We start from the raw sequence: 22,378 nt of genomic DNA on the forward strand, positions 1-22,378 counted from the left end.
CGCCATGCTGCGTGACGGCACCATTTACCAACCCAAGTCAGCCCTTAACGCTTGACGAAGGACATAGGGGCACCCCCCTATATGCGGAGAGCGATTCGATATATAGTCCCCCCCGGTATATGAAGGGACCACCATGAGCCACACCATCAAGGAAAAGCAGAAGCTGCTGAACCGTGTCCGCCGGATCAAGGGACAGGTCGAAGCGATCGAACGTGCGCTGGAAGACGAGCGCGGTTGCAACGAAATCCTCCGTCTCATCACGAGCGGCCGCGGCGCGATGAACGGCCTGCTCGCGGTCGTGCTCGAGGATCACATCCGCAGCCATCTGGTCGACGCCGAAGGTCACGACGACGAAGGAAGCGCGACCGAACAGCTGATCGAAGTCGTTCACAGCTATTTCAAGTAACCGGGGGCGGAATGAACAATTTCATCGATGACGCCTTCGGCGCAGGGCACGACCACATCTTTCTCGGCGCCGCGCACGAGCAGAACGAACGCAGGACCTGGATGGTCATCGCGCTGTGCGCGGCGATGATGGTGGCCGAGATCGTCGGCGGGTCGCTTTTCGGCTCGCTGGCACTGATCGCGGACGGCCTGCACATGTCGACGCACGCGGGCGCGATGCTGATCGCCGCGTTTGCCTATACCTATGCGCGCAAGCATGCGAGCGACCCGCGCTTCGTGTTCGGCACAGGCAAGCTCGGCGATCTGGCGGGTTTCACGAGCGCGATCGTGCTCGCGATGATTGCGCTGCTGATCGGGTACGAGGCGGTCGCGCGCCTGCTCGCCCCGGTCCCGATCCATTTCAGCGAGGCGATTCCGATCGCGGTTGCGGGCTTGCTCGTCAACATCGCGAGCGCCTGGCTGCTGAGCGGCGACCATCATGGCCATAGCCACGGTCATGGCCACGGCCACGGCCACGGCCATCATCACGGGCACGGTCATGACGATCACGACGATCACGCGCACGCAGAGGAAGCACACCGGATCTTCGATCAGCAGGGCGTATTCGTCGTGTCGGTGTTCGAGGATGGCGTGCCGCCGGTGTTCCGCGTCGCGCCCGCGACGCACGAGACGAAGCGCGTCGATGCGAGCGCCGCGTCGGTGACGACGATCCGTCCGGACGGCACCCGTCAGGCATTCGCGATGCAAAATCGCGGCGGCTACCTGGAGTCGACCGAAGCCATTCCCGAACCGCATGAATTCAAGGCGATCGTCCGCTTGAACGACCGCGAGCACGAGCTGGCGTTCGAGGAGCACGACCATGGCGTGTCCGCGGCGGCGGTGCGCGATCACAACATCCGCTCCGCGTACATCCACGTGATCGCCGATGCGGCCGTCTCCGTGCTGACGATCGTCGGGCTGCTGCTCGCGCGTGCGTTCGGCTGGCTCTGGATGGATCCGCTGGCCGGCATCATCGGCGCGCTGGTGATCGCGAACTGGTCGTACGGCCTGATGCGCGATACCGGCGGGATCCTGCTCGACATGAATGCGGACCGTCGTCTGACGGACAACGTGCGCGGCGCCATCGAAGGCACGGGCGACCGCGTCGGCGACCTGCATGTGTGGCGGCTCGGGCCGGGACACATGAGCGCGGTCGTATCGGTGGTGACGGACGACCCGAAGCGCGATGCGCGCTTCTATCACGGCGTGCTGCAGCGGTTCAGGAACCTGTCGCACATCACCGTCGAAGTCGTGCCCGTGACGCGAGGACAATAAGCATGGCGGTCAAGTCCCCTTGCGTCGACGTGTGTTCGTTCGACGGCAGGACCGGTTATTGCGTGGCATGCCTGCGAACGCGCGACGAAGCGCGCGGCTGGAAGAAGATGACGGATCACCGGCGTCATCAAATCGTGAACGACCGCGCGCGGCGGCATGCGAAACTGACGCGGGAAACGACCGACTGATCACATCATGAGCGCTCCATCACCGATTGCCGGCAAGCCTGCGATTCCACGGACCGTGTGGGCATTGGGCCTCGTGAGCCTGTTCATGGACCTGTCGTCCGAGCTGATCCATGCGCTGCTGCCGATCTATCTGGTGTCGACGATGGGGATGAGCGTCGTCGCGCTTGGTGTCCTCGAAGGGGCGGCCGAAGCGACTGCGATGATCGTCAAGGTGTTCTCCGGCGCGATCAGCGACTGGCTTGGCCGCCGCAAGGGGCTGCTGCTGCTCGGCTACGGGCTCGCGGCGTTGACCAAGCCGTTGTTTCCGCTGGCGTCCACGCCGGCCGTGGTCGTGACGGCCCGCCTGCTCGATCGCGTCGGTAAAGGCATTCGCGGCGCGCCGCGCGACGCGCTGGTGGCCGACATCGCACCGCCCGAAATCCGCGGCGCGTGCTTCGGCTTGCGTCAGTCGATGGATACCGTGGGCGCGTTCCTCGGACCGATGCTCGCGATCGTGCTGATGCTCTGGTTCGAGGATCGCATCCGGTCCGTGCTGTGGTTTGCCGTGGTGCCGGCGTTCGTCGCGATCGCATTGATCGTCTTCGGCGTACGGGAGCCCGACCAGTCGAAACCGGACCGGCACTTTCGCTCGCCGCTGCGCTGGAACGCCTTGCGCGAGTTCCCCCGCAGCTACTGGTTCGTCGTCGCGGCAGGCGCGACATTTACGCTCGCGCGCTTCAGCGAGGCGTTCCTGGTGCTGCGCGCGCAGCAGACGGGGCTCGATGCTGCGTGGATCCCGGCGGTGATGGTCGCGATGAGCGTTGCCTATGCGCTGTCCGCATGGCCGGTCGGCATCCTGTCGGACCGGCTGGATCGCCGCGTGCTGCTCGCGGCCGGCATGGTGCTGCTGATCGCGGCCGACCTGCTGCTCGGCATCGGTACGTCGACGATCTCGATGTTCGCCGGCGTGGCCGTGTGGGGGTTGCACATGGGCTTTACGCAGGGCATCCTCGCCGCGATGGTGTCGGAAACCTCGCCGGCCACGCTGCGCGGAACCGCGTTCGGCGTATTCAACCTGGTGAGCGGCATCTGCATGCTGCTCGCGAGCAGCATCGCCGGCGCGCTGTGGACGCGTTTCGGCGCGTCGGCCACGTTTCTCGCCGGCGCCGTGCTGGTCGTGGTGCCGCTGTGCCTGTGCCGGTTCATGCCGCGGGCGGGCACTTCGCAGGCGTGACGCGTGGCCTGCGGGGTTCGCCGGCGTCCCGCGCAAGGCCGAGCTGACGGGCGGGCACGACGGTGCCCGAAGACCGGACCCGCGTCGCGGCCCACGTGCCCCTCGACCCCTCGACCCCTCGACCCCTCGGCCCCGGCCGATGAGAGCCCGCCCCGCCTCGTTCCCCGTACCGCGATTTGCTTTCAGATTTGAAAGATTGTCCGGTGTTTGCGATAGAATGCCCCCCCTGTTCGCCGTGGCCATGCCCACGGACGGGCTCCGGCACTCGAAACGGCGCGCGCCGCGCTCGCGGAATTCCGCCCGCGTTTCAATGCCGGCGATCGACCTGCCGTTGGAAACACCCGTTCTGTAATCTGGATTGCTAATGAAGAAGAAGCACAACATCACCAAGTACATCGTCATCGCGATGGTGCTTGGCATTGCCGTGGGCTACGCCTGTCATAGCGCGTTTCCCGACCCGAAAATGGCCAAGGAAGTCGCCGGCTACGTGTCGCTGCTGTCCGACGTGTTCCTGCGCCTGATCAAGATGATCATCGCGCCGCTGGTGTTCGCGACGCTGACGGTCGGCATCGCGCAGATGGGCGACAGCGGGTCGATCGGCCGCGTGGGCGTGAAGGCGTTCGGCTGGTTCTTCATCGCATCGTTCACGTCGCTGCTGCTCGGCCTCGTGACCGCGACGATCCTGAAGCCGGGCAGCCACCTGAGCCTGCCGTTGCCGGCCGCCGATGCGGCGCTGAACCTGAAGACGGGCGCATTCACGCTGAAGGATTTCGTCGTCCACCTGGTACCGAAATCGATCGCCGAGGCGATGGCGAACAATGAGATCCTGCAGATCGTCGTGTTCTCGATCTTCTTCGGCACCGCGCTGTCCGCGCTCGGCGACGCCGGCAAGCGCCTGACCGGCGTGATCGACGATCTCGCGCAGGTCATGCTGAAGGTGACGGGCGCGGTGATGTGGTTCGCACCGGTCGCGGTATTTGCCGCGCTGGCGTCGACGATCACGACGGAAGGGCTCGGCATCCTGCTTACTTTCGCGAAGTTCATGGCGAGCTTCTATCTGGCGCTGGCGCTGCTGTGGGGCGTGCTGACGCTCGCCGGCGTGGCGTTCCTCGGCAAGCGCGCGTTCACGCTGATCCGCCTGATCCGCGAGCCGTTCCTGCTGTCGTTCGCGACGGCGAGCTCCGAAGCCGCGTATCCGAAGTTGCTCGACGCGCTCGACCGGTTCGGCGTGAACCGCAAGATCTCGAGCTTCGTGCTGCCGATCGGGTATTCGTTCAACCTCGACGGCTCGATGATGTACTGCACGTTCGCGGTGCTGTTCATCTCGCAGGTGTACGGGATCGACCTGCCGCTCGGCACGCAGATCACGATGCTGCTGATGCTGATGGTCACGTCGAAGGGGATGGCGGGCGTGCCGCGCGCATCGCTCGTCGTGATCGCGGCGACGCTCAGCCAGTTCCATCTGCCGGAAGCCGGGCTGCTGCTGATCATGGGCGTCGACATGTTCCTCGACATGGGGCGCTCGGCCACCAACGCCGTCGGCAACTCGATCGCGGCCGCCGTGGTCGCGAAGTGGGAAGGGCAGCTCGGCGATTCGCGCGACGACGCGGATTCGGACGGCGGCGGCGAGGTCAGGCAGGTGGAAGTGCGGGAGACGGCGACGTCCGCGTGATTTCCCTGTTGCCGTGACGTTCGCCGGCCTGGATTCGACATGGATTCAGGCCGGCGCGATACCCGCCAGCAGTCATTCCTTTATCCGCATCCGGCGATTTTCCCGATTCGCCGAAAAACCCTCCGTTATTGCAATACGCCGCATTCGAACAAGCGGCGATATTCCCGAAGGCGCCAGCCTGACTTTCCCGATATCAAGCGCAAACGCGTAAGTGATCATTCACTCTCGCGCAGTCGCGCGCGTCGTCTGCGACAGGGGTTCGCAATTTTTTTTCGATTTATATAAAGCTATTCTCGACGCTGCCGATTATCGAGTGCGCGCCCGATGTAATACCGACCGCGCCGGATGATTCAGCGGAAGTATTTACGCATTGCCGATTTCCAATCATCCGGCCGTCCCGTCGCGCGAACAATTACACCATTCAGGAGAGTATCAGCCATGGTCGCCAGAAAACCGATTCGGGCCGTGCTGCTCGCCGCCGCGATCGCCGCGATTGCGCCGGCCGGATACGCGGGCAATACCACCGACTGGATCGCGAACACGTACGGCACGCTCGCCGCACATGTCGGCAACGTCGCGCGTTCGATGTGGGTCGCACCCGAAGGCGTGATTTACACGGCGTCGATGTGGGACGAGTATGAAGGCGGCGTCGCGATCTACCAGAACGGCAAGAGCGTCGGGTCGATCGGCACGCATTCCGAATTCCAGGGCAGTGCGATCGCGGGCAACGCGACGTCACTGTTCGTCGCGCTGCAGCCCGGCAACGGCTACGGCAGCGGCGCGGTCGGGCGCTACAACCGCGCGACGCGGTACCGCGACAAGCTCATTCAGGTCACCACGGCGACCAACCAGCCGCGCATCGACGTCGTCACCGGGCTCGCGACGGCCGGCTCGCTGCTCTATGCGAGCGATTTCTACGGCAATCGCGTGCGGGTGTTCACGACCGACGGCGTCTGGCAGCGGGACATCACTGTGTCAGCACCCGGCGCGCTCGCGGTCGACGGTTCGGGCAACGTCTGGGTCGCGCAGAAGAGCGCAGGCTCGATCGTCGAATTCAGCCCGGCCGGCGCGCTGCTGAACACGATCCGGCTGGCCGCCGGGTCGCAGCCGTCGGCGCTCTATTTCGATGCGGCGGCGGGGCAACTGCTGGTCGGCGACGAAGGCCCCGACATGAACATCAAGCGCTATACCGTGTCGGGCCGGCCCGCGCTGGCCGGCACGTTCGGCGTGCGCGGCGGCTATCTCGACACAACGACGGGCATCAAGGGGCAGGTCGGCGCGCAGCGCTTCACCCGCATCGCCGGGATCGGCAAGGACACGGGCGGCAACCTGTACGTGCTCAACAACCCGTGGGGCGGCAGCTGGGATCTCGGCCGCAACGGCGCGACCGACATTCACGCGTACAGCAGCGCCGGCAGCCTGCGCTGGGCGCTGCAGTCGCTCAACTTCGAAGGCATCGCCGCACCCGATCCGGTCACCGACGGCTCGCTGTTCTACAGCGGCACGCATGTATACAGCGGCACCGCGGGCGGCACCTTCGTCGCGAACACCGTCGACCCGTTCACGTATCCGTCGGACCCGCGCATCAACATGAACGACACCCAGCGCGACGAGCACTTCGGGCTGCTGACGTCGGTCGGTGCGAACCGGATCCTGGTCGCGGCGGGACAGAATCCGCCGGTTTACTACTTCTTCCACTTCAACGCGGCCAACGGCTATGTCGCGATTCCGGACGGATCGATCCCCGGGCCCGCGTTCAACACGACCCGGCGCGTGTCGGCCGGTTTCAGTCTCGACAGCAAGGGCGGCGTATGGGCCGGCCTCGACAAGACCGGCGCCATTTATCACTATCCGCTGACCGGCTTCGATGCGAGCGGCAAGCCGTCGTGGGGACCGGGTGTGGCGACGCCGGTGCCGGCCAGCATCCAGCCGCTGACGCGCATCGTCTATCTCGCCGACAGCGACACGATGGTGCTCGCGCAGGGCGTGGTCGGGAGCACCGACTGGACGTCGATCGGCACGCGCATCGAGGTGTATCACGGCTGGAGCGCGGGCAACACGACGAAGCCGAACCCGGTGATCACGCTGCCGCACAGCGGCGCGAAGTCGATCGACGCGGCCGGCAATCACCTGTTCGTCGGCTACTGGTTCAGCAGCAGCGGGCCGCTGTGGCCGAACATCGACGCATTCAACCTCGACACCGGCAATCTCGACACGACGCTCGTCAATGCGAGCCCCGCGACCGTGGATACCAGCAGCGCGATCGACGCGATGGTCAGCGTGCGCGCGTACCGCCGCGCGAATGGCGAATACGTGGTGACGAAGAACAACGTGAAGGGGAACAGCATCACCGTTTATCGGTGGACGCCTTGAGGGCGGGGTGTCGAATGCAACGATGACACCACGATGGCTGTCATCGAAATGCCTTTGCTGTAACGATGTGTAATAGGCCGGCCCGCAACGGAGCCGGTCATCCGCTTGACACTGGGCGGCGATGTAATGCCGGCACGTCGGCGATCGCCGGCGCAAACCCATCGATCGATGGCACAGGCCCTCGCCGCCGCGCGATACGGGCAGACAAGGCCACGATCATGCCGGACACGTCAGACGGTCATCGCCCCATCAGTACAGAGGATTCCTATGAAAAATGGTCAGGTCAAGCGCGCGCTCCGACTCGGAGCCGTCATGTCGGCCGTGCTGCTTGCGTCGCACGCGCACGCGGACGGTTTCAACGCAGCCGACGCCGCCCGCGTGCCGAGCGGTCAGTTCGTCACGCCGCTCGCGGTGCGCGGCGCGGTCCAGCAGTTCCTGAATCCCGGGCTGCCGGCCTATCCGCATTTCGTCGCGGGGGAAGCCGTGCGCTCGCAATTGAGCCCGGACGGCAAGACGCTGGCGATCATCACCGCCGGCCAGAACTCGCTGTACAAGCCGGACGGTTCGGTCGACACCGCGGCCTCGACGCAATTCATCTTCCTGTACGACGTCGCGGGCGCGAACAAGACCCGCCCGGTGCTCAAGCAGGTGCTCCAGCAGACCAACGCGTTCGTCGGGCTGGCGTTCTCGCATGACGGCGGCAAGCTCTATGCGACGGGCGGCAGCGACGATGCGGTCTACGTCTATGCGCAGCAGGGCGGCGCGTGGGCGCTGTCGAACACGATCGCGCTCGGCCACGCCGGCAAGGGCGTCGGCATCCGCGTGCAGCCGAATGCGGCCGGGCTCGCGCTGTCGGCCGACGGCAAGACGCTCGTCGTCGCGAACAACTACAACGATTCGATCAGCGTGATCGATACCGCGACCAACAACGTGCGCTACGAGCATGACCTGCGTCCGTTCTTCTCCGGCAACGAAGGCCGCAGCGGCGACGCCGGCGGCACATTCCCGTTCGCGGTCGTGATGAAGGGCAACGGCATCGCGTACGTGTCGTCGGATCGCGATCGCGAGATCGTCGCGGTCGACGTGTCGTCGCCGTCTCGCGGCCGCCTCGTCAAGCGCATCAAGCTGGACGGCAACGCGCTCGGCATGACGCTCGACGCGTCGCAATCGCGGCTGTTCGTCGCGCAGGACAACGCTGACCAGGTCGCGGTGATCGACACGAACACCAACGCGGTCGTGACCCGGATCGACGCACGCGCGCCGGCCGGCGTGCTGGCGCACGGCCAGGCGCACACGGGTGCGGCGACTTACGCGGTCACGCTGTCGCGCGATGGCCGCACGCTGTATGCGACCAACGCCGGCGCGAACGAAATCGCCGTCATTCCGCTCGTCGGCGAGCGGGCGTATCGCGTCACCGGCCTGATTCCGACCGCCTTCGAGCCGCACGACGTGACCTTCAGCGCCGACGGCACGTGGATGTACGTGGTGAACGGCAAGAGCACGACCGGCCCGAACCCGGACCACCTGTTCGGCGCGACCCCGGCGCAGGCGGCCGCGTCGCACGCGTCGAACGAATACCAGTTCCAGCTCGAGCGCGCGTCGCTCGTGAGCGCCCCGGTGCCCGCGGCCAACGAGCTGCCGACGCTGACGCAGCAGGCCGCGCGCAACAACTTCTATCGTCCGGAAGACAACGACCGGGATAACGAAGTGATGGGCTTCCTGCGCCGTCACATCAAGCACGTGATCTACGTCGTCAAGGAAAACCGCACGTTCGATCAGGTGCTCGGCGACATCGGCAATGGCGCCAATGGCGATCCGCGGCTGGCCCAGTTCGGCCGGAACATCACGCCGAACTTCCATCGCCTGGCGAGCCAGTTCGTGACGCTCGACAACTTCATGAACCCGGGCGACGGCAGCATGGACGGCTGGTCGTGGGCGCTTCAGGGGCGCGTCACCAACACCGAGACGATCACCCAGCAGATCAACTACGCGGCGGTCAATCGTGGTTTGTCGTATGAGAGCGAGGGCACGAACCGCAGCGTGCCGGTCAACTGGGAAACGGTGCAGCAACGCGATGCGGCGGCCGGCCCGGCCGGCACCACGAACTACAGCAACGCGGCCGCCGGCCTGCCGGGCGGTGCGGCGAACCTGCTGCCGGGCACCGGCAACCATGCGTCGTCCGATGCGCCGTTCGGCCACCAGCGCGGCTACATCTTCGACGCGGTGCTGGCCGGCGGCGGCACGGTCCGCAACTACGGGTTCCTCGTGAACAACATCGGCAGCATCGGCACGGCCGCGAACCCGATCGTCGATGCGCACGCGGCCGGCGTCGTCCAGGCCGCCGCGCTCGACCCGCGGCTCGCGTCGATGACCGACGTGTACTTCCGCGGTTTCGACCAGACGTATCCGGACCAGTGGCGTCTCAACGAGTGGAAACGCGAGTTCGACCAGTACGTCGCGAGCGGCAACCTGCCGACGCTGTCGCTGGTGCGCCTGTCGCACGATCACATGGGGGCGTTCGGCACGGCGTTCGCCGGCGTGAACACGCCGGAAACGCAGCAGGCGGACAACGACCTGGCGGTCGGCCGGCTGGTCGAGGCCGTCGCGAAGAGCCCGTATGCGAACGACACGCTGATCGTCGTGACCGAGGACGACGTGCAGGACGGCCCCGATCACGTGGATTCGCATCGCGGGCCGGCGTACATCGTCGGGCCGTACGTGAAGCAGGGCGCGGTGATCCGGACCCGCTACAGCCAGGTCAATGCGCTGCGCACCATCGAGGACGTGCTCGGCACGCAGCACATGAACCTGAATACGGCCTACCAGCGGCCGATGACCGACGTGTTCGACGTGCACGGCCCGGCGTCGTGGACCTACACGGCCGTCGCGTCGACGGCGCTGAAGGGCACCGGGCTGCGGCTGGCCGAAGGGGCGGGCGAGAATCTGCTGCAATACGCGGCCGGGCCGGATGTCACGCCGAAGCATGACGCGGCGTACTGGGCAAAGGTGACGGCGAAGTTCGACTTCGACGATGCCGACGAGGTGCCGGCGGATCAGTTCAACCGCGTGTTGTGGAAAGGGATGATGGGCACGCAGCCGTACCCGAAGCTCAGGGGCGTGACGCAGAAGGTGGCGAGCCGCGACGACGACTGATCGTTCGTTTGGTCGATGTGGAAGCAGGCCCTCCCGGCGGGAGGGCCTGTGTTTTTTCGCGAGGTGTGCGGCGAGGGTCCGCGTGGGCGGCATCCGGCGCGCCGCGTGAGCGGCTGGCCGGGCTGCGCAACGTCACGCGTGCCATATCAGGTTCGCGCTGCTGTCCGTTTCGGACAGCAGCCGGAACCCGAGCCGCTCGTAGAGGCGCCGCGCCGGGTTGCCGTGCAGCACGCTGAGCGATACGGATACGGGCTCGCGTGCGGCTTCGGCCAGCAGTTCGCGCAACACGGCTTCGCCGATGCCTTGTCCCTGTCGCGACGGGTGGATCTGGATCTGGTGGACGTGCCATTCAGCGGCGGCGCGCGTCACTTTCAGCAAGCCGATCGGGCCGGCGTCGGCGTTCGTGCCTTCGCAGACGATCATCGCATCTTCGAAATTTGCCACGATGCGCCGGTGGTGCGCTTCGTCGTCGGTGGGGGCGCCGACGCGTCGCAGATGCTCGGTCATCGTGAGTTGGCGGAGCGTCAGCAGAAAGGGCAGGTCGGACGCGGACGCGGGACGCAGGCGGATCGCCGGTTTCATGATCGATGTGGATGCGCTCGGGGGCGAGCTTCGACGCCGATGATTCCAGCATTCGCGACGCAGGTCAAAGGCCCGGCAACGGAATCTGCCGCCCGGCCGGGCGATGTTCGTTTACGCAATCCGGTACACGCGCATCGCGTTGTCGTGCCAGATCGCCTGACGCGCCGCAGCGTCGAGGTCCGCCATCGCACCGGCGAACGTACGCAGCAATGCGGGATAGGACACCCGCAACCCCGCCACCGGAAAATTGCTCGCGAACAGGCAGCGCTGCCAGCCGAATATCGCGATCGTGTCGCGGATGATCCGCGCGTTTTCAGCCTCGTTCCACATCGCATCGCGCAAGCCGAGTTCGGAGATCTTCACGGTCACGCGCGGGGAAGCGGCCAGCGCCTGCATGCCGCTGCGCCAGCGCGCGAGCCCCGCTGCCGAGCGATCCCACGGCAGCCCCGCATGTTCGAGCACCACGTCGACACCGGGCGCATCGGCCAGCAGCGCGGCCGCGTCGCCGAGATGCCAGAACGGCACGCGCAGATCCCAGCTCAGGCCATGCGCGGCCAGGCGTTCCAGCGCGGCCGGCCAGCGCGGATCGCGCAGCGTGCCGGGCCCGTTGACGGCCGCGTCCGGCGATGCAGCGGTGCGCGGCTTGAACCGCACGCCGCGCACGCGCGGCCACGCGGCCTGTTCGCCGAGCCGCTCGTCCGCATCGTCAGCCAGCAGGTCGACCCACGCGACGACCGCCGACGGCAGCCCGTGCGCGGCAGCGACCGCATGCAGCCAGCGCGTTTCCGCGAGCGCTTCGTCGCGCGCCCGTTCCGCCTCGACGTGCACGCTCGCGACGATCGGCGCACCTTGCGCCGCGTGCCGGTAGTCGTCCACGCCGAAATCGCGGCACAGCGCCGCATAGTCGCCGAACATGAAGTGCGCCGGATCGTACTGGTCCTGCAGCCACGGGTAGTGCGCGCCCGCGCCGAGTTGCCACAGGTGGTGATGCGCGTCGACGAGCGCCGTCGGCATCGCGTCCGGCGACGGCGCGTCGTCGCGCCGCTCAGCGCGTGCCTGCGAGCACATACGATGCATCCGGTTCGCGCAGCGTCGGCAATGCGCCGACGAACCGCCATGCATCGAGATCGAGCTCGCGCACGTAGTCGTCCTGGAACGACACGTACGCGACGCGCCGCGACGGATGGAACGACAGCGCGGTCGGGTTCGCGGGCAGCGCGACGCGTTCGATTTCCTCCAGCTGCCGCGCATCGAACACCGAGATCGACCGCTCGCCTGAATTGGTCAGCAGCAGCAGGTCGCGGCCGTCCGGCGCGGTGGTGCGGTAGATGCGGTTCGGATCGCTGCGCGTCTTCACGCGGCGGCCGCAGGTCATCGTGTCGGTATCGATCTCGACGAGTGTGTCGTCGCCGCGATTCGCGACGAACAGCGTGCGCTCGTCGCTCGACAGCGCATTGCCTTCGGGACGCGGGCCCGGCATCACCGCGCGCGGCGCGACGGTGGCGTCGCGCGGATGGAACTGCGTGACCGTGTTCGACAGCAGATGCACGCCGTATGCGCGGCTCGCATCGCGCGTGAGCGTCACGAGGTGCGTCTTCACGCCGCCGGACGGCACGGCCATGTTCGGCACGGCCTGCCGGATCGGTTCATCGAACACGAGCAACATGTCGTGCGCCTCGCTCATCGCGTACAACCGGCCGTCGCGATCGGCCGCCATCCCGTGCGGCCGGTAGTACGGCCACAGGTCGAGCATCCGCGTATGGGTACGCTCGACGAGGTCGATCTCGGCGATCCGGTGATCGCCTTCATGGCCGCGCGACCATGCGGTCTCGATCCCGAAGATGCCGACGTACGCGAAGCGGTTGTTCACGTCGACGGTGAACTCGTGCGGGAAGTTCGGCAGCACGATGTGCTTGAGCGCGGTTTTCGTCTCGAGGTCGTAGAAGCTGAAGGTGTGGGCGCATTTCTGCACCAGCAACAGGATGTCGTTCATGGTGTGTCTCCGTTGTTTCGTTCGCGTGTCCACGCGTTCCCGCGTCGGTGTTAGTGCGCGTCAGTCTTCGCAGCGCCGGGGCAGCGTCAGCGCGAGCAGGCCGGCCACCGCGAGCGTGACGGCGAGGCTGTACACGCCGGCCGCCGCGCTCACGTGCTGGGTCAGCACGCCGACCGCATACGGGCCGCAGAAGCCGCCGAGGTTGCCGAGCGCATTGATCAGGCCGCGCGCGCTGCCGGCGGTCTCGACGCTGCACAGCTTCGGCGGAATCGCCCAGAACACGCCGGCCGCCGCCTGCAGGAAGAAGCCGCAGCCGATCAGGAACGCGAACGACACCATCATCGACTCATGCGTGAGCACCGACAGCGCGAGGCACGCGGCAAAGCCGATGAGCGGCAGCAGCACGAACAGGCGGCGCTTGCCGGTTCGGTCCGACAAATACGACGTGGCGAACATCCCGATCACCATCGCGACGTACGGCAGCATCGCGAGCAGGCCGACCTTGCCCATCCCGCCGTGCGTGAGGTTTTTCAGCAGCGTTGGCAACCACATCGTATAGCCGTAGATGCCGACCTGATAGCAGAAGTTGATCGCGATCAGCAGCCAGATCGTCGGGTTGCGCAGTATCGCGCCGAACGACGCGGCGGCCGGCGTGCCGGCGGCTTGCTTGCGCGCCTGCTCCTCACGCAGTGCGTCGAGGATGTACGCCTTCTCGCGCGGCGACACCCAGCGCGCGGTTTCCGGGCTGTCGTCGGCGAACATCAGCCACGCGAACAGGCACAGCAGCGACAGCGCGCCGGCGCTGAAGAACAGGTGACGCCAGTCGTATGCGGCGAGGATGAAGCCGGACAGCGGTGCGGTGATCATGCCGGCGAGCGGCACGAACATGATGACCATCGCGTTCGCGCGGCCGCGCTCGCGGTCGGGAAACCAGTGGCTGACCATCGTCAGCACGACGGGCAGCATCCCGCCTTCGGCCACGCCAAGCAGGAAGCGCAGCGCCAGCAGTTGCCACGTATGGGTGACGAGCCCGGTCAGCACCGACAGCACGGCCCAGCTCACGAGCGACCAGGCGATGAAGGTCTTGCCGCTGCCGCGCGCCGCGCGCTGGCCGCCGGGAATCTGCAGGAACAGGTAGCCGAAGAAGAAGATGCCGCCGGCGAGGCCGGCCATCGTCGCGTCCATGCCGAGATCGGCGTTCATCCCGCCGGGCATCGCGAACGCGATGTTCACGCGGTCCATGTACGAAATGATGCAGGCGAGCAGCAGCGGGGGAATCACGCGCAGCCAGCGGCGGCGCGGAATGGCGCCGCCGGCTTCATAGGCCGGGGTGGCCGGGTTCAGCAGAGTCATGGTGTCTCCGATCCATGTGATGAGCAGCGGCGGCCTTCTGTCGGACCGCCGTCACGCCGATGTGCAACGCACATGCGTTGCGGGTGCAAAACGATGTCTAGCGTCCCCAGCGCAGCACGAGCGGGTCGAGCCGCCGCGCCGCGTCGAGCAGGCCCGCGCGTACCTGCGGGTGCAGTTCGGGCCACGGCGCGCGCGGCTTGTCGCACGCGATCACGCCGCCTTCCTTCATCAGCGCCTTCGCGGTCAGGAAGCCCGACTGACGGTTCTCATAGTTGATCAGCGGCAGCCAGCGCGCGTACTGCTCGCACGCTTCGTTGCGGCGTCCGGCGAAATACGCGTCGGTGATCCCGCGGATGCCGTCCGGATAACCGGCGCCCGTCATCGCGCCGGTCGCGCCGGCATCGAGGTCGGCGAGCAACGTGATGCCTTCCTCGCCGTCCCACGGCCCTTCGATCGCGTCGCCGCCGAGCGCGATCAGCTCGCGCAGCTTCGACGCGGCGCCGGGCGTCTCGATCTTGAAGTACGACACGGCGTCGATCTCGCGCGCGAGCGTCGCGAGGAGCGATGCGGACAGCGCGACGCCGCTCGCGGGCGCGTCCTGGATCATCAGCGGAATGCCGAGGCCGTCGGTGACGTCGCGGAAGAACGCGCGCACCTGCGCTTCGGGCACGCGGAACGTCGCGCCGTGATACGGCGGCATCACCATCACCATCGCGGCGCCGAGCGCCTGCGCCTGGCGGTTGCGCTCCGCGCAAATGCGCGCGCTGAAGTGCGACGTCGTGACGATCACCGGCACGCGGCCGGCGACGTGCTCGAGCGTGGTGCGCGTGATGAGGTCGCGTTCGTCGTCGCCGAGCGCGAACTGCTCCGAGTAGTTCGCGTGGATGCAGATGCCCTGCGAACCCGCGTCGATCATGAAGTCGAGGCAGCGGCGCTGGCCGTCGAGATCGAGCGCGCCGTGCGCGTCGAAGATCGTCGGCGCGACCGGAAAGACGCCCTGGTAGCGTGCGTTCATGGCGGACCTCACTCGACGATGTCGAACTGGTCGAGGAACTCGGTCTTCAGCGTGAGACCGAGGCCCGGCACGTCGTCGCGCAGTTGCAGGAAGCCATTCTCGGCCACCGGCTCGCCGTCGAAGATGTAATAGAACAGCTCGTTGCCGACTTCCACGTCGAACATCGGGAAGTACTCGCTCATCGGCGACGCGAGCGTGCTCATCGTCAGGTGATAGTTGTGCATCTGGCCCGCATGCGGAATCACCGGCACGCTGTACGCCTCGCACAGCGCATTGATCTTGTGCGCCATCGTGATCCCGCCGACGCGGTTCGTGTCGTACTGCACGACCGACACGGCCTTGCGGTCCAGCAACTGCTTGAAGCCGTACAGCGAGAACTCGTGCTCGCCGCCGGAGATCGGGATGCGCGTGAGCTGGTTCAGCTCCGCGTAGCCGTCGATGTCGTCGGCGATCACCGGTTCCTCGAGCCAGCGCGGCTGGTATTTCTCGAGCTTCGGCAGGATGCGCTTCGCGTACTCGAGGTTCCAGCCCATGTAGCACTCGAGCATCAGGTCGTTGTCGTAGCCGATCACCTCACGGATCGCCGCGACCGACTTCAGGTTCTCCACCACGCCCTGCTGCCCGTGCGCGGGCCCGTAGCCGAAGCGCATCTTGAACGCGCGGAAGCCTTCCTTCAGATAGCGCTGCGCCTCGTCCTGCATCTCCTTCAGGTCGGTGCGGTAGAGCTTCGAGTAGTAGCAGGGGATCTTTTCCTTGGTGCGGCCGCCGAGCAGCTTGAACACGGGCTTGCCGACGCTCTTGCCGAGGATGTCCCAGATCGCGATGTCGACCGCGGAGATCGCCGCCATGCCGATGCCCTTGCGGCCCCATGCGTGGGTTGCGCGGTACATCCGCTGGTTCAGGTATTCGTAGTCCCACGGGTCCTGGCCGATCACGAGCGGCGCGAGGTACTGGTCGATGATGACCTTCGCGACGTGCGGCGCGAGCGCGACGTTGCCGAGGCCGACGATGCCGTCGTCGGTCTCGACTTCGACGACCGTCCACGCATGGAAGCGGAACGTGCTCATGGTTTCCTGCGGCGCGTACAGCAGGTCCATCGCGTTCGAGCAGAAGTTGCCTTGCGGCGGGACGGTCTTGCCTTTCCACTGGAATACGCGGGCGCGCACGGAACGGATCTTCATGATGGTGTCTCCAGTAATCGATGTTGTCGTGTGTGGATGGCGTGCGAGCGTCACGCCGAAACGGTGGAAGTGCGGCGCGCGGCGCCCATCCGGCACGCGATCTGCAGCGCCTGCCAGGTCGCGCCGACATCGGCCGCGCCGCGGCCCGCGATGTCGTACGCGGTGCCGTGCGCGGGCGTCGTGATCGGCACGGGCAGCCCGCCCTGCACGGTCACGCCGCGCGAGAAGCCGAGCAGCTTGATCGCGATCTGCCCCTGGTCGTGGTACATCGTGACGATCGCCTGGTAGTCGCCGGCCTGCGCCTTCAGGAAGATCGTGTCGGCGGGAAACGGCCCGTGGAACGGCGCGTCGGTCGGCCAGTCGCGCGACTGCAGCTTGCGCACGGCCGGCTCGATGATGTCGACTTCCTCGCGGCCGCAGCTGCCGCCGTCGCCGCCGTGCGGGTTGAACGCGGCGATCGCGACCTTCGGTGTCGCGACGCCGTTCGCGAGCAGCGACCGGTAGATCAGTTCGGAAGCCTGTTCGATCCGCTCGACGCTCAGTTGGGCCGCCGCATCCTTCAGCGGGATATGCGACGAGATCCGCGCGGTCCACAGCTCGCCGAGCGTGTTGAATTCGCAGAAGTAGCCGGTCACGCCGAGCGCGGCGGCGAAGTGATGCAGCTCGTCGTCGTGCTTGAGCCCGCCGAGCTTCATCGCGTACTTGTTCAGCGGCGCGAAGCAGATCGCGTCGATCTCGCCGGCGAGCGCGGCGTCGAGGCATCGGTCGAGCACGGTCAGCGTCGAGCGGCCGCCGGCCGCGCCGGGCTGGCCGACGGTGACCTGCGCGGGATCGATCGTGTCGAGCTCGACGAACGCGGCACGCGCGGTGGACGATCGGCCGCGCACGGCGGCGAGCGAGGCGACGGGCTCGACGTCGACCGTCACGCCGGCCACGCGCTGGCCGGCTTCCCACAGCCAGCGGTCGCCGATCAGCACGAGGTTCGCGCGGGACGTCGCGTCGGGCCGCGCGAGCAGTTTGGCGATCAGTTCGGCGCCGATGCCGGCGGGGTCGCCGAGCGTCAGCGCGACGACGGGCAGGGAGGCGGCGGTCGTCATGCGGCGTCTCCGTGGCGGTCGGCGGTCGGTCGGGTATTCATGGGGTGTCTCCGGTGGCGGCGCGTGGCCGTTGGTCTATGGGGTTCATGCTAGGTAGACGGAATGAGTCGGTAAATTGAAAACTCTTGATGAATCGATAACCTGGAGTAATCGGAATGGGCTCGATCGATCGACGAGACTCGACTCCCCAATTGCTGAACCGGCTGCGGATGCGGCAGATCGCGCTGCTGCTCGCGGTGGATGAGTGTTCGACGCTGCGCGCGGCGGCCGGGCAGCTCGGCCTCACGCAGCCGGCCGCGACGAAGATGCTGGCCGAACTGGAAAGCGCGCTCGGCCAGCGGCTGTTCGACCGCGTCGGGCGCGGGCTGGTGCTGAATCCGGCCGGCGAGCGCGTGCTCGGGTACTTCCGCGGGATCCGCGGCAGCGTGGAGGCGCTCAATCGCGAGCTCGGCGAGCTGCAGCTCGGCAGCGCGGGGCGGCTCGCGATCGGCAGCATCATGGCGGCGTCGCCGGGGCGGCTCACCGAGGCGCTGGTGCAGTTGAAGGCGCGCTATCCGCTGCTGGCGATCGACATCGCGGTCGATACCAGCGACCGGCTGATGCCGCAGTTGCGCGAAGGCGTGCTCGAGGTGGTGATTGGCCGCAACGTCGGCACCGATTGCGACTTCCGCGTGGTGGACGACGAGGCGCTCGCGATCATCGCGGGTCGGGACCATCCGCTCGCCGGCGCCGGGCCGGTCGAATTCGACGCGCTGCTCGACTACACGTGGATCCTGCAGCCGGCCGGCAGCCCGGCGCGCGAGGTGGTGGAGCGCGAGTTCCGCGCGCGTCACCAGCCGATGCCGCGCGGGCTCGTCGAAACGGGCTCGATCCTGACGACGATGAACCTCGTCGACCGTTCGCACATGCTCGGCGTGATTCCGCTGACGGTCGCGCGGCGCAACGCGGAGCACGGGCTGGTGGCGATCCTCGACTACGAGCTTGACCAGAAGCTGCCGTCGTACGGGAGCCTTGTGCGGCGCGACCGGCCGCTGAGCATTCCGGCGCAGCAGTTTCTCGCGCTGTTCCACCGGGACGGGGTGGGCGATGACGGCGGCGCGTAACGGCGCGGTTTGCCAGCCGAGGCGGCCGAGCCAGCCGCGCCAGCCAAGGCGACCGAATCAGCCGAATCAGCCGAGCTGGCCGAACCAGCCGAGCCAGCCGCGCCAGCCAAGGCGACCGAACCAGCCGAATCAGCCGAGCTGGCCGAACCAGCCGCCCCAGCCGAACCAGCCGAACCAGCCGAGCCACCACCATCGCGGAACGCAGTGAAGCGTGCCTGCGACGCCGGCGAGACGGGGGAGGCAGGCGAACTGGCCCGAACCGCTTCAACGCGCCGACGGCGCGGCCGGTGCTTCGGCGAGCGACGGCGTCGATTCGGACAACGCGCGATCGGGCCGGATCCACAGCGCGGCGACGATGCCGATCAGCAGCATCGCGACCGACCCGACGAACGGCACCGTCCAGCTGCCGGTGTGGTCGACGAGATAACCGAACAGGATCGGCGACAGGATTCCCGAGATCGCGGAACCTGCATTCATCATCCCGCTCGCGATACCGGCGTGCTTCGGCGCGATATCGCTCGGCACGGCCCAGATCGGCCCGATCGTCAGTTCGAGACACAGGAACGACCCGGACAGGCACAGCGCGATGCCGGCCGTCGAATGCACGAACGCGAGCGGCAGCATGCAGACGAGCGCGCCGGTGAAGCTCGCGACGATCACGCTCTGGCGCGACAGCGCGAGGTTGCCGGTCTTGCGATAGATCCGGTCGCACAGCCAGCCGCCGAGCGTGTCGCCGACGACGCCCGCGAAGAACACGCCGGACGCGAACAGCGCGGTCGACTTCAGATCGAGGCCCTTGCCGTTCAGGAAGAACGTCGGCAGCCACGTGAAGAACAGCCAGGCGGTCCAGCCGTAGCAGAAGTACACGAAGATCGTCGGCGCCATCCGGCGGAACAGCGGCCCCCACGGCGTCGGGCCGGACGCCGGTGCCGGCCGGGCGGCACCGGCGGCGGCAGCGGTGCGCGTCCGGCCGTCACCGTCGCCGTCTTCGCCGAGCGGATACTCGCGGAAGCCCGCAACCCACCACACGAGCCACACCAGCGTCACCGCGCCGATCACGAAGAACGCCGCGCGCCATGACAGCCACGTCATCAGCGCGGCGACGATCGGCGGTGTGACCGCGTTGCCGAGCCGCGAGAACGAATGCGTGAAGCCCTGCACGACGCCGCGCCGTTCGCGCGAGAACCAGTGCGTGATCGCGCGGGCCTGTGCGGGCAGCGTCGCGCCTTCGCCGATCCCGAGCAGCAGGCGGGCGGCGAACAGCAGCGCGAGGCTGTGCACGAGGCCCGTCATGAACGTCGACGCGACCCAGATCAGCCCGCAGCCGATCAGCGTGATGCGGGCGCCGAAGCGGTCGGCGATCCAGCCGCCGAAGATCTGGCAGATCGCGTACGAATACGCGAACGCGGAGAAGGCGATGCCGAGTTCGGTGTTCGACAGCCCGAGTTCGGCCTTGATCGCGCCGGCCGCGGTCGCGAGGTTCACGCGGTCGACGTAGAGGATGAACGAAAGCGCGCACAGCAGCCACAGCGTGTGGCGCCGTTGACGATGGTCGGTGGGCATCTGTCTCACTCCATGTTCGTGCGCGGCGTTGCAATGACGCCGCGTTCACTGGCCGGGCCAGCATCGCGCGCCCGAGGAGGCCTCGTCTAATGAATCTTTTGGATCAATTGATAACCGGAGGCATTCGGTTTCGTCGCGTTCAGGCCTTGGGGCGGGGGCGGCGGGGGGCACGAGCGGGCGGTGTGAGGCCGGATGGCCGCGCGCGGGTGTTCTACCGATCAGGCCGGATCAGTTGCTTGCGCCCGGCTGCGGGTCCGACGGCGCGGCCGACTGCGCGGGAAAGCGCCGTTCATCGGGCGTCGGCTCGAGATTGTCGGGCCAGGTCACCTCGAACCGCGTGCCGCCGCCGGCAGCCGGCGTGCAGACGGCTTCACCGCGGTGCGCATGCGCGATCGCCGCGACGACCGCGAGGCCGAGGCCGCTGCCGCCGGGCTGCGACGCGTCGACGCGCCGGAACGCCTTGAACACGTGCGGCGCGAAGTCGGCCGGCATGCCGGGGCCGTCGTCTTCGATGCGCAGCCGGCACATGCCGCCCTCGATGCGCGTCTCGATCCGGATCGCACCGGGCACCGCATGGCGGCGCGCATTCTCCAGCAGCGCGAGCAGCGCCTGACGGATCCGCACCGGATCGCAGCGCATCGGCCGCGTGTCGAGATCGAGCACCGGATGCTGGCCGGCGGCCTGCAGCGCGTGCGCGAACACGTCGACGACCGCGCGGATGTCAGCCGCGAGATCGGTTTCGCGGATCTCGATGCTTAGGTGGCCGCTATCGGCGAGACTGACCACGCGCAGATCCTCGATCAGCCGCGTCAATCCTTCCACTTGCGTGAGCAGGCTGCGGAACTGCGCTTCGCTCGGCGTGAACACGCCTTCGGCGAGCCCCTGCAGGCGGCCGCGCAGCACCGTGACCGGCGTGCGCAGTTCGTGCGCGATCGCGGCGTTCCAGAACGTCTGTTCGTCGGTCACACGCTGCAGCTCGCTCGCGAGCGCGTTGAAATTGTCGGCGAGCCGCGCCGCTTCGTGCAGCGAACGATCGCCGGCGACGGCACGCGCGCCGAGATCGCCGCGCGCGACGCGGCGGATGCTGTCGGTCACCGAGTTCAGCGGCACGAGGATGCGGCGCGACAGGTTGATCCCGACGACGATCGACAGCACCAGCCCGACCGCCGTGGTGGAGATCAGCCACACCCATTCCGGCCCGGTCGGATACCAGTTCGTCTGGTTGAACGACGCGGGCTGGTACAGGTACAGCAGATAGTAGAAGCCGTAAGCCGTCACGACGACCAGCAGCGTCACCGCGAACGCCATCGCGCCCATCGTCAGCGCGATCTGCCGGCTCAATCCTTCGAGCTTCACTCGCCGCTCCACAGCTTGTAGCCGACGCCGCGCACGCTGACGGGCACGCCGCTGACGCCGAGATCGTCGAGCTTCTTGCGCAGCTTGCTGACGTGGCTGTCCACCGTGCGTTCGAGCGTGTCGCCTTCCGGCAGGCAGGTGGCCATCAGCTCGGCGCGGCTGAACACGCGCCGCGGCGTGCGCGCGAGCTGCGCGAGCAGCTTGAATTCGGTGAGCGTCAGGACGAGCGTGTGCCGCGTGCCGGCGACCTGGACCGTTGCTTCGTGATGCTCGAGATCGATCTCGAACGGTGCCGCGCGCAGCACGCGCTGTTCTTCCTGGCGCGCGCCGGCCATCGAGCGGCGCAGCACGGCCTGTGCGCGCGCGACGACTTCGGCGGGATTGAACGGCTTGACCACGTAGTCGTCGGCGCCGATGCGCAGGCCGGTCAGCTTGTCGATGTCCTGGTCGAGCGCGGTCAGCATGATGACCGGCGTGTCGCCGCGATGGCGAATCTCGGCGAGGACTTTCCAGCCGTCGACGTGCGGAATCTGCACGTCGAGCAGCACGAGGTCGGGCTTCAGCGACAGGTGCAGTTCGAGCGCGCGGCGGCCGTCGGCCGCATGCACGGTGCGCAGGCCGCTGCGCGCGAAATACGCTGTGAGGATCTCGGCGATCTCGGGTTCGTCCTCGGCGATCAGGACGAGTGCCTGGCCGGCGCCGGAAGATGAGGAAATATCGGGCATGGCCGCTTGTTCAGGTCCGTCGGGGTTCCATCGAGGCTCTGATACTACCGTACCGCCCGATCCGTCGAACGGACGCGGATCGTCGCGTTGCC

At 67.3% G+C, this 22,378-nt stretch carries 18 protein-coding genes; 8 read left to right on the forward strand and 10 right to left on the reverse strand.

Features of this window, described 5'->3' with window-relative positions:
- The first annotated feature begins 133 nt into the window (after positions 1–133).
- The 7 genes from DIE23_RS14860 (at position 134) to DIE23_RS14890 (ending at position 10,318) form a co-directional block, all read left to right on the forward strand.
- A complete protein-coding gene (locus DIE23_RS14860) occupies positions 134–406 on the forward strand; it encodes a metal/formaldehyde-sensitive transcriptional repressor (RefSeq protein ID WP_124612821.1) in 273 nt (90 codons plus the stop codon).
- 11 nt (positions 407–417) lie between these two features.
- Complete coding sequence (dmeF, locus tag DIE23_RS14865; RefSeq protein WP_124612822.1) at positions 418–1,719, forward strand: CDF family Co(II)/Ni(II) efflux transporter DmeF; 1,302 nt, start codon at positions 418–420, stop codon at positions 1,717–1,719.
- A gap of 2 nt (positions 1,720–1,721) precedes the next feature.
- Positions 1,722–1,907: a DUF1289 domain-containing protein gene (locus DIE23_RS14870; RefSeq protein ID WP_059508013.1), complete on the forward strand. Its 186-nt coding sequence runs from the start codon at positions 1,722–1,724 to the stop codon at positions 1,905–1,907.
- A gap of 7 nt (positions 1,908–1,914) precedes the next feature.
- Positions 1,915–3,120 carry an MFS transporter gene (locus DIE23_RS14875; RefSeq protein WP_124612823.1) on the forward strand — a complete coding sequence of 402 codons (1,206 nt, stop codon included), beginning with the start codon at positions 1,915–1,917 and terminating at the stop codon, positions 3,118–3,120.
- A 364-nt stretch (positions 3,121–3,484) separates the two neighbouring features.
- Positions 3,485–4,792 (forward strand): dicarboxylate/amino acid:cation symporter, encoded by a 1,308-nt coding sequence (locus DIE23_RS14880; protein WP_124612824.1) that lies wholly within the window; start codon positions 3,485–3,487, stop codon positions 4,790–4,792.
- A 438-nt stretch (positions 4,793–5,230) separates the two neighbouring features.
- Positions 5,231–7,165 (forward strand): SMP-30/gluconolactonase/LRE family protein, encoded by a 1,935-nt coding sequence (locus tag DIE23_RS14885; RefSeq protein ID WP_124612825.1) that lies wholly within the window; start codon positions 5,231–5,233, stop codon positions 7,163–7,165.
- 267 nt (positions 7,166–7,432) lie between these two features.
- On the forward strand, positions 7,433–10,318 hold the full coding sequence (locus tag DIE23_RS14890) for a bifunctional YncE family protein/alkaline phosphatase family protein (protein ID WP_124612826.1): 2,886 nt from the start codon (positions 7,433–7,435) through the stop codon (positions 10,316–10,318).
- Positions 10,319–10,450: 132 nt separating this feature from the next.
- Here DIE23_RS14890 and DIE23_RS14895 read toward each other — a convergent pair whose 3' ends face one another.
- The 7 genes from DIE23_RS14895 to DIE23_RS14925 all read right to left on the reverse strand — a co-directional run bounded on the left by DIE23_RS14895 (position 10,451) and on the right by DIE23_RS14925 (position 17,539).
- Positions 10,451–10,900 carry a GNAT family N-acetyltransferase gene (locus tag DIE23_RS14895; protein WP_124612827.1) on the reverse strand — a complete coding sequence of 150 codons (450 nt, stop codon included), beginning with the start codon at positions 10,898–10,900 and terminating at the stop codon, positions 10,451–10,453.
- 111 nt (positions 10,901–11,011) lie between these two features.
- A complete protein-coding gene (locus DIE23_RS14900) occupies positions 11,012–11,968 on the reverse strand; it encodes an amidohydrolase (RefSeq protein ID WP_124612828.1) in 957 nt (318 codons plus the stop codon).
- A complete protein-coding gene (locus DIE23_RS14905; RefSeq protein ID WP_124612829.1) occupies positions 11,946–12,893 on the reverse strand; it encodes a YncE family protein in 948 nt (315 codons plus the stop codon). Before DIE23_RS14905 ends, DIE23_RS14900 begins: the two co-directional genes overlap by 23 nt.
- A gap of 60 nt (positions 12,894–12,953) precedes the next feature.
- On the reverse strand, positions 12,954–14,246 hold the full coding sequence (locus tag DIE23_RS14910; RefSeq protein ID WP_124612830.1) for an MFS transporter: 1,293 nt from the start codon (positions 14,244–14,246) through the stop codon (positions 12,954–12,956).
- A 97-nt stretch (positions 14,247–14,343) separates the two neighbouring features.
- Positions 14,344–15,261 carry a dihydrodipicolinate synthase family protein gene (locus DIE23_RS14915; RefSeq protein WP_124612831.1) on the reverse strand — a complete coding sequence of 306 codons (918 nt, stop codon included), beginning with the start codon at positions 15,259–15,261 and terminating at the stop codon, positions 14,344–14,346.
- 8 nt (positions 15,262–15,269) lie between these two features.
- Complete coding sequence (locus DIE23_RS14920) at positions 15,270–16,442, reverse strand: L-rhamnonate dehydratase (RefSeq protein WP_124612832.1); 1,173 nt, start codon at positions 16,440–16,442, stop codon at positions 15,270–15,272.
- Between the two features lie 50 nt (positions 16,443–16,492).
- Entirely contained in the window at positions 16,493–17,539 is a 1,047-nt protein-coding gene (locus tag DIE23_RS14925) for a 4-hydroxythreonine-4-phosphate dehydrogenase PdxA (RefSeq protein ID WP_124612833.1), read from the reverse strand.
- A 155-nt stretch (positions 17,540–17,694) separates the two neighbouring features.
- Here DIE23_RS14925 and DIE23_RS14930 point away from each other — a divergent pair, with 155 nt between their 5' ends.
- Complete coding sequence (locus tag DIE23_RS14930; RefSeq protein ID WP_124612834.1) at positions 17,695–18,642, forward strand: LysR family transcriptional regulator; 948 nt, start codon at positions 17,695–17,697, stop codon at positions 18,640–18,642.
- Between the two features lie 264 nt (positions 18,643–18,906).
- On the opposite strand, the gene DIE23_RS14940 is transcribed toward DIE23_RS14930, so the two are convergent.
- The 3 genes from DIE23_RS14940 to DIE23_RS14950 all read right to left on the reverse strand — a co-directional run bounded on the left by DIE23_RS14940 (position 18,907) and on the right by DIE23_RS14950 (position 22,286).
- Positions 18,907–20,205, reverse strand: coding sequence for an MFS transporter (locus tag DIE23_RS14940; protein ID WP_124612835.1), 1,299 nt, complete (start codon positions 20,203–20,205; stop codon positions 18,907–18,909).
- 228 nt (positions 20,206–20,433) lie between these two features.
- On the reverse strand, positions 20,434–21,561 hold the full coding sequence (locus tag DIE23_RS14945) for an ATP-binding protein (RefSeq protein ID WP_124612836.1): 1,128 nt from the start codon (positions 21,559–21,561) through the stop codon (positions 20,434–20,436).
- A complete protein-coding gene (locus DIE23_RS14950) occupies positions 21,558–22,286 on the reverse strand; it encodes a response regulator (protein WP_124612837.1) in 729 nt (242 codons plus the stop codon). The genes DIE23_RS14945 and DIE23_RS14950 overlap by 4 nt, the downstream gene beginning before the upstream one ends.
- Positions 22,287–22,378: the final 92 nt, after the last annotated feature.

It is taken from the genome of Burkholderia sp. Bp9143 (genome assembly GCF_003853645.1).
Taxonomy (GTDB): domain Bacteria; phylum Pseudomonadota; class Gammaproteobacteria; order Burkholderiales; family Burkholderiaceae; genus Burkholderia.